Annotated in this window: 7 protein-coding genes; all 7 read left to right on the top strand. The window is 43.6% G+C overall.

The annotated features are described in order from the left end of the window. Positions 1 to 122: 122 nt before the first annotated feature. The 7 genes from ACKVDP_RS13440 to ACKVDP_RS13410 all read left to right on the top strand — a co-directional run bounded on the left by ACKVDP_RS13440 (position 123) and on the right by ACKVDP_RS13410 (position 7,636). Positions 123 to 1,088, top strand: a complete 966-nt coding sequence (locus ACKVDP_RS13440; RefSeq protein ID WP_409229411.1) for a P1 family peptidase — start codon at positions 123 to 125, stop codon at positions 1,086 to 1,088. A gap of 127 nt (positions 1,089 to 1,215) precedes the next feature. Next, positions 1,216 to 1,965, top strand: a complete 750-nt coding sequence (locus tag ACKVDP_RS13435; RefSeq protein ID WP_409229410.1) for an ECF transporter S component — start codon at positions 1,216 to 1,218, stop codon at positions 1,963 to 1,965. Positions 1,966 to 1,976: 11 nt separating this feature from the next. Then, entirely contained in the window at positions 1,977 to 2,753 is a 777-nt protein-coding gene (locus tag ACKVDP_RS13430) for a type III pantothenate kinase (protein WP_409229409.1), read from the top strand. Between the two features lie 38 nt (positions 2,754 to 2,791). Further along, positions 2,792 to 3,787 (top strand): tRNA dihydrouridine synthase DusB, encoded by a 996-nt coding sequence (gene dusB / locus ACKVDP_RS13425; protein WP_409229408.1) that lies wholly within the window; start codon positions 2,792 to 2,794, stop codon positions 3,785 to 3,787. A gap of 141 nt (positions 3,788 to 3,928) precedes the next feature. After that, positions 3,929 to 4,405, top strand: a complete 477-nt coding sequence (gene greA, locus ACKVDP_RS13420) for a transcription elongation factor GreA (protein WP_409229407.1) — start codon at positions 3,929 to 3,931, stop codon at positions 4,403 to 4,405. Between the two features lie 17 nt (positions 4,406 to 4,422). Continuing rightward, on the top strand, positions 4,423 to 6,327 hold the full coding sequence (gene lysS / locus ACKVDP_RS13415) for a lysine--tRNA ligase (RefSeq protein WP_409229406.1): 1,905 nt from the start codon (positions 4,423 to 4,425) through the stop codon (positions 6,325 to 6,327). A 106-nt stretch (positions 6,328 to 6,433) separates the two neighbouring features. Then, the gene (locus ACKVDP_RS13410) at positions 6,434 to 7,636 is read left to right on the top strand and encodes a glycosyltransferase (RefSeq protein WP_409229405.1); all 1,203 of its coding nucleotides are present in this window, start codon (positions 6,434 to 6,436) and stop codon (positions 7,634 to 7,636) included. Positions 7,637 to 7,798 lie beyond the last annotated feature (162 nt).

Raw genomic sequence — 7,798 nt, 5'->3', positions numbered from 1 at the left:
AGCAGGAATGCTACTGATGTTCTTCGGTTAAATAATTCGACTCATCCTCGTAAGAGGGTGAGTTTGTTTGTTTTTTGCCTAATAAGGGTAAAGAATATCTACCAAAAAGTGGGAGGAAAGATATGTATCCAGGATATATTACAGATGTTGAAGGAATAAAGGTAGGTCATGCATCATCAGAGGAGGCAATGACGGGCTGTACAGCTGTCATATGTGAGGAGGGAGCAACTGGAGGTGTTGATGTGAGGGGCTCTGCTCCAGGCACACGTGAGACCGATCTGTTCAAGGCTGAAAAGATGGTTGACAGGGTCCATGGGGTTGTGCTTGCAGGAGGCTCAGCCTTTGGTCTGGAGGCTGCATCCGGGGTGATGGATTATCTTGAGGAGAAGGGAGTGGGGTTCGATGTTGGGGTCACAAGGGTCCCTATTGTTGCATCCGCTGTGATATTTGACCTTCTCATAGGAGATCCAAAGGTCAGACCTGACAAGGCCATGGGCTATCTGGCAGCAAAGAAGGCAAGTTCAGAGGAAAGGGCACAGGGCTGTGTAGGCTGTGGAACAGGGGCAACCGTCGGCAAGATACTGGGACCGGGAGGCTCAATGAAATCTGGAATAGGAAGTGCGACTGTCAAGGCTGGTGAACTTGTTGTAAGTGCCTTGATAACAGTCAACAGCTTTGGGGATATATTTGATGGAAATGTTCAAATAGCTGGTGCATATGACTATAATATGGATCATCTTGTTTCAACCGAGTCCATCATGAAGGAATCAAAGGATAATATTCAGTTCGCAAATACCAATACAACCATAGGCGTTGTTGCAACAAATGCCATCATCACAAAGGCTGAGGGGAACAAGGTTGCACAGACAGCCCACAATGGGCTGGCAAGGTCAATAAATCCGGTTCATACTGCTGTAGATGGTGATACCATCTTTGTTATGGGAACAAACAAGGTACAGGCAGATCTGAATCTTGTTGCCATGATGGCTGCAGAGGCTGTTGAAAAGGCAGTGATCAATGCTGTAAGAGCTGCAGATTCCTACCAAAATATGATATCTGCCCGGGAAATAACGGAAAAGGTATTGTAATTAATGGGGTCAACCTATATAATGTTACTGTTGAAAAGCCGGCATCCTGTAAATTGGAGTCGGACTGTAGGAATGTTAACTTGTTGAATCGACTGGTATCCATGGGAACCAGAGCGGAGGGATAATAATGAAAAAAGGAAATCGTTTTGACATCAGGAAGCTTACAATCATTGGAGTGCTGGGTGCAATTTCAGTTGTGCTGGGGATGACGCCGTTGGGATTTATTCCCGTGGGACCCACTAGGGCAACTATAATGCACATACCGGTAATAATCGGGGCAATAGTGGAAGGTCCCATTGTAGGGGCGTTTGTGGGACTTATATTTGGCATGTTCAGTATTTATCAGGCTATAACAGCACCGACGCCAGTGAGTTTTGTATTTCTTAATCCAATAGTTTCAGTACTGCCTAGGATTTTAATAGGAATAACCGCCTATTACACCTACAAGGGCCTTAACAAGCTTGGTACAAGGGGAACTATGGGCATGCTCTACTTGATATGGGCAGCCATAATTGCATACCTTTCAAGAGGGATATATCTTAGCATTATTGATTACACCAGCATTTGGCCTTTACTTATGAACGTTGGACTGCTGATCTTAACAATCGGCATGATATACCTTACAGCTACCCAGCTAAAGGGCAAGGCGCTGGACACCGTTATAGCTGCGGTTGTTGGAACAATGACAAACACAGTGGGCGTCCTTACAATGATATATGTATTCTTCGGTGAAAGGTTTGTGGAAGCACTTGGTCAGGACGTTGAACTTGCCAGAAAGGTAATAGTCGGAATAGGAATAACCAACGGAATTCCTGAGTCAATAATTGCAATAATTATAGTAACAAGTGTAGTCAGTGCAGTAAAAAGAAGAAGATAGAGGGTGAGCCCATGTTATTGGTAATAGATGTAGGAAATACAAATATAGTTTTTGGAGCCTATGAAAGAGACAAGCTTGTCTATGACTGGAGAATATCCACTGACAAGGAAAAGACCTCCGACGAGTACGGTCTTCTTTTTGATCAGATGTTCAAATATCACGGGATAGATTCAAACAATGTGGATGACATAATAATATCGTCTGTTGTGCCTACCTTGATGCATACCCTACCGGCAATGAGCAAGAGATACTTCGGTAAGGATCCAATAGTTATAGGCCCTGGGGTAAAGACAGGGATGAATATAAAGTATGACAACCCTAAGGAAGTGGGTGCAGACAGGATCGTGAATGCCGTAGCCGCCTATGAGAAATATGGTGGACCGGTAATAATCGTGGACTTTGGTACTGCCATAACCTTCTGTTTCGTTAACAAGGAGGGAGAGTACCTGGGTGGAATAATTACACCGGGAATCAAGATAGCATCAGAAGCGCTTTTCCTTAGAACCGCAAAGCTTCCCAAGGTTGAAATAATCAAGCCGGATAAGGTGATTTCAAAGACCACCATCGGTAGCATTCAATCTGGACTTGTTTACGGCTTCACTGGAATGGTGGATTCCCTTATCGAAAGAATGGTCAAGGAGATGAATCATACCATGGATGAGGTAAAGGTTGTTGCCACAGGAGGCTTCTCCACATTGATTGCAGGAGAGAGTAAATATATTCAATATAACGATAAGTATCTAACATTGGAAGGATTAAGAATCATATATGATAGAAACAGTAAGTAGGGATGTTCTACTTACTGTTTCTTTACGAGAGGTGAACCATGAAAATAGGAAGCTTTAACATAGAGAACAAATTGATGCTGGCTCCCATGGCAGGGGTGACAGACCTTGCATTCAGGATAATCTGCAAAGAAATGGGAGTGGGGCTTACAGTAACAGAGATGGTAAGTGCAAAGGGCATGTACTACAATGACAAGAAGACAGACAGCCTGACCCAAATCGACCCCAGGGAAAGACCGGTCTCCCTACAGATATTCGGTTCGGAGCCGGAAATCATGGAGCATGTTGTAATAAACAAGTTGAATAATAGAGATGACATAGATATCATTGATATAAACATGGGTTGTCCTGCTCCCAAAATTGTCAAGAATGGTGATGGAAGCGCGCTTATGAAGGATCCAAAGCTGGCTGAAAAGGTCATCAGGAGCGTAGCCAAGGCTTCAAACAAGCCTGTAACCGTTAAAATCAGAAAAGGCTGGGATGAGAACTCAGTTAACGGAGTTGAGATTGCAAGGATAGCGGAGGCTTCCGGAGCGGCCTCAGTCACTGTACATGCGAGGACAAGGGACATGTTCTATGCAGGGAAGGCAGACTGGGACTACATCGGAAAGGTTAAGAATGCGGTAAAGATTCCTGTAATAGGAAACGGAGACATCTTCACTCCACAGGATGCCATTGAAATGATGGATAGGACAGGCTGCGACGGTGTTGCCATTGGAAGGGGTGCCATGGGCAATCCCTGGATATTCAGACAGATAAATCAGCTTCTTGAAGGAAAGGAGCCAAACAAGCCATCCCCTATGGAGGTGCTGGAAACCGGCATAAGACACATGAACATGGTTTGCGAGATGAAAGGTGAGCGGATAGGAGTAAGAGAAATGCGAAAACAGCTTGCCTGGTATATAAAGGGGATGCGAAACTCCAACGAAATCAAGAATCAGATCAATACAATGGTGGACAGGAACAAGATAGAAGCATTGCTTAGAAATTACATGGAGCACCTGTCACAGGAAGATAATTCCCATAGTGGGCTATAACACTTGACAACAGCGTTTTATATGCATATAATATGTTGCATACAATAAGGGAAAAGTTGTAATTTATAGGATTAAAACGGCATATTTGAGGGAAGAAAAGGGGAGACCCTTATTTTTATATTTATTAAAGGAGAGAGTTTAATGGCAGAGAAGGACGTTTTTTTAACCCGTGAGGGATTGGCTAAGCTTGAGAAGGAACTGGAAGAGTCAAAAATCGTAAAGAGAAAAGAGATAGCTGAAAGAATCAGAACTGCGCTGGACTTTGGAGATATCAGTGAAAATTCAGAGTACGACCAGGCCAAGAACGAGCAGGCCAAGCTGGAGGAGAGAATAGCAAAGATAGAAGCAATCCTAAGGAATGCGAAGCTAATTGAGGATGAGGAGATCTCAACGGAAATCGTTGGCATAGGCTCCAAGGTTGTTGTTCTTGATGTGGAATACGACGAAGAAATGGAATACACAATTGTGGGCTCCGCCGAAGCTAATCCCTATGAAGGCAAGATATCAAACGAATCACCGGTTGGAAAGGCTCTTCTTGGAAGCAAGGCTGGAGATGTTGTAGATGTACAGGTACCTGATGGAGTGATAAAATACCAGATCCAGAAGATTAACCGATAAATTCAAGGAGGTATAGTATGCAAACAGGTGAACAAAGCTTAAATGAAATGCTGCAGATAAGAAGAGAAAAATTGGCTAAGCTTATTGAAAAAGGCAAGAATCCTTTTCTGATAGAAAAGTATGACTACAGCCACTACAGCACTCAGATCAAGGAGAACTTCCAGGATCTTGAGGGCAAGGAGGTATCAGTGGCAGGGAGAATCATGTCCAGAAGGGGACACGGAAAGGTAAGCTTTATTGATCTACAGGACAGCGAAGGAAGAATTCAGGTATTTGCAAAGCAGGACCTGATTGGCGAGGAAGAGTACGAAGACCTGTCATACCTGGACCTTGGAGATATAATCGGAGCAAAAGGAACAATATTCAAGACTAAGACCGGAGAGATATCAGTAAGGGCAACTGAAATAGTGCTTCTAACAAAATCACTTCAGATACTTCCGGAGAAGTTCCATGGCCTTAAGGACCAGGATCTAAGATATAGACAGAGATATGTTGACCTGATCGTAAACCCTGAGGTAAAGGATACCTTCATACTTAGAACCAAAATTATAAAAGCTGTTAGGGAGTACCTTGACGACAGGGGATTTTTGGAGGTTGAAACTCCAATTCTTAGCACCATAGCCGGTGGAGCCAATGCCAGACCATTTGAAACCCACCATAACACCTTGGATGTGGATATGTATCTGAGAATTGCAAACGAGCTTTATCTGAAGAGACTTATTGTAGGTGGCTTTGAAAAGGTTTATGAGATGGGCAGAATGTTCAGGAACGAGGGAATGAGTCCCAAGCATAACCCGGAATTTACCAGCATAGAGCTTTACCAGGCATATGTGGACTATGAGGAAATGATGAGGTTGACTGAAAACCTGTTTGCATTTGTTGCGGAAAAGGCATTGGGTACGACAAAGATCAATTACCAGGGAACTGAAATTGACCTTTCACCACCTTGGAACAGAATGGACATGGCAGATGCCGTAAAGGAATTCGTAGGAGTTGACTTCTCCCAAATTGATACTGACGAAGAGGCAAGGGAAATCGCCAAGGCAAAGGGCCTGGATGTTGACAACAATATGACCAGGGGACACATAATATCTGAAATGTTCGAGGAGTTCTGTGAGAGTCACCTGATTCAGCCTACCTTCATAACAGGTCACCCGGTTGAGATCTCACCATTGGCAAAGAGAAATCCCGATGACCCTAGAATCACAAATAGATTTGAAGCCTTCATAAACACATGGGAGCTGGCAAACGCATTTTCTGAGCTGAACGATCCAATCGACCAGAGGGAAAGATTCGAAGACCAGGTTAAGCAGAAGGAGCATGGGGATGACGAAGCCCATCCAATGGATACTGACTTCATCAACGCCATAGAGGTTGGATTGCCCCCAACTGGTGGTCTCGGCATAGGAATAGACAGGATGATAATCCTTCTTACAAATCAGCCAAGCATAAGGGACATATTGCTGTTCCCGACCATGAAGCCAATAGGCGGAGAAGAAGCCTCAAATCCAGGAGTGGATCCAGTTGCAGAGACTGGGGAAAAGATAGACTTTTCAAAGGTTAAGGTAGAACCCCTATTTGAAGAAGATGTAGACTTTGAAACCTTCAGCAAGTCAGACTTCCGTGCTGTGAAAGTCATAAATTGCGAAGAGGTTCCAAAGAGCAAGAAGCTCTTGAAGTTCACCCTGGATGACGGTTCAGACTCTGAAAGGATTATCTTAAGCGGAATTCGCGAGTATTACGAACCAGAGGAGCTTATGGGTAAAACACTTATTGCAATCACAAATCTTCCACCAAGAAAGATGATGGGAATTGATTCCTTCGGTATGGTCATAAGTGCCATTCATGAAGAAGATGGGGTGGAAAGACTGAATCTCTTAATGGTTGACCCACATATTCCAGCAGGGGCAAAACTGTACTAAGTGGTCAGCTGAGAAATGACAACCTTAATAAGTTTACCAACAAGTAAAAAAGATTCTAAAGAGGCCCATAAATATGCGGGTCTCTTTTCATACACGGAGGTAGTCCATGAAAATACTGCATATCACATCCCAGTACCCGGGAAAAACCGGAAGCGGAACATATCTAAAGGCAATGATAGCTGAAGCCCACAAGGAGGGTTATGTTCAGGGACTTCTTGGAGCTGTCCAGGATGGATTGAATTACAGCAACCCCACTCTGGAGTATGCTGATATGGTCCAATTCAACACTCCTGAAATTCCATTCCCCATAATTGGAATGAGCGACAAGATGCCATACAGTAGCAGTGTCTACAAGGAAATGACCTTGGAGGACATATCCAGATGGGAGCGGGAATTCACTGAAAAGCTTATAAATGCCCTGGAGAATTTCAGTCCGGACATCATCCTCTCCAATCATCTTTGGCTGGCTACCTCCATAGCGGCAACAGTGGCAGAAGACATACCTGTGTTTGGAATAAGCCATGGAACAGATATAAGACAGCTTCACAAGGTGCCCTGGCTGGGGGGAAAAGTTGTCAGCGGAATACAGAAGCTCAAGGGGATTTTTGCTCTTACTGTTGATCAGATGGCCACAATAGAAAGACTGTACAATGTGCCCATAGATAGGATCCATGTAGCTGGTGGAGGTTATGATGAGGAAATATTTTATCCTTCAGAAAACAGGAAGGGATCCGAAGTTACAAGGATGGTTTACGCAGGAAAATTAAGCTATGCAAAGGGACTTATGCCCCTGCTTGAAGCATATGAGCACCTTATCCAGTCAAATCAAGTCAATCTTACAATAGTGGGAAGCGGTGATGGGGAGGAAAGGGACAATATAGTCAAGCGGGGCAAGGAGCTTGGAGTCAGGTTCACAGGGGCAGTTAGCCATGAGGAGCTGGCTGGTGTTTTTAGAGCCTCGGATATTTTTGTTCTCCCATCCTATTATGAGGGACTGCCCCTTGTCACCATGGAGGCACTTGCCTGTGGTCTTATGGTTGTTTCAACGGATATTCCAGGATTAAGGGGATATATGGGTGAAAAAATAACATCTTCTGGTCTTGTTCAATTTGTCAAGCTTCCCAGAATGATGGATATTGACACACCATTACAGGAGGATTACAACCAGTTTGTATTTAATTTAAAAAAAACATTGGATAAACAGATTAATATTCATAATGACGGGTATAATAGTTTTGCACCCTATAAAAGTGAAATAGAAAAGCTGTCATGGCAAGGAGTCTTTAAAAGGATAGAAAATCAATTTTAATTTCATTATTATCCTTGACAAGAGATCCATTAGGGTGTATTATAGACAAGTTGTCTCTTTTCGGAAGACCATCAGGGAAACGACATAAAAAACTTCAGAAAAGATGTTGACACAGGGTTGGTATACATGGTATACTAATCAAGTCGCCTCAAGAGAGCGCGG

The sequence above is a fragment of the Gudongella ferriphila genome, assembly GCF_046224405.1.
Lineage (GTDB): Bacteria > Bacillota > Clostridia > Tissierellales > Tissierellaceae > Gudongella.
The sequence above is the reverse complement of the archived record's forward strand: the minus strand, read 5'-3'. Positions and strand labels throughout refer to the sequence as shown.